The organism is Treponema sp. R8-4-B8, assembly GCF_054786175.1.
Genome location: NZ_BDHE01000284.1, coordinates 1 through 549 on the forward strand (window position 1 = coordinate 1; position 549 = coordinate 549).

Sequence of the window (549 nt, forward strand, 5' to 3'; positions counted from 1 at the left end):
GGGTAGACATTGCCGCCCGCGACCATGCAAAGGGAACTGATACCCACCCCGCAAACCGCAGTATCGGCATCATCATAAACCAGCGCGGCATCTGACGTATTAATTTCATTTTGATAAGCCCTGTCGTATTCCAAAATTTTTTTTATAACTTCGCCAGTTTCGTTTATATCAAGACGGCTGTCAAGATTATCCGTCGTGTTGTCATAACGCGCCATCATTATAAAATCTGACGTGGAACGGGTTTTCAGTTCTTCAGCCTTCAGTATTACGCCGGTAAATGAATCTTTGTTTTGTTTCATCACCGGGCAGCTTATTTGAAGAGGTATGTCGTTTTCAATTAATTTTAAAATCGCATTGTAGGTTTTTTCCCATGAGCCGGGCGTTTTGGTGATTGCGTCATGGATTTTCGGATCCATGCTGTAAAGCGAAACTTGAACGCTTGAAAGCCTGTTGTTTTTCATTTCGGCGATTATCTCGTCATTTAACAGGGGTAAATTTGTCAGGATATTGACGGAAAAATCGTAATCTTTGGCTTCTCTTAAAAAATCG

The 549-nt window shown here is 41.7% G+C and carries 1 protein-coding gene; it reads right to left on the minus strand.

Annotated features, from left to right (window positions below; all coding sequences use genetic code 11):
• Window positions 1-549: radical SAM protein (locus ACYVRA_RS08420; RefSeq protein WP_461252277.1), on the minus strand; the 549-nt coding region annotated here is incomplete at both ends.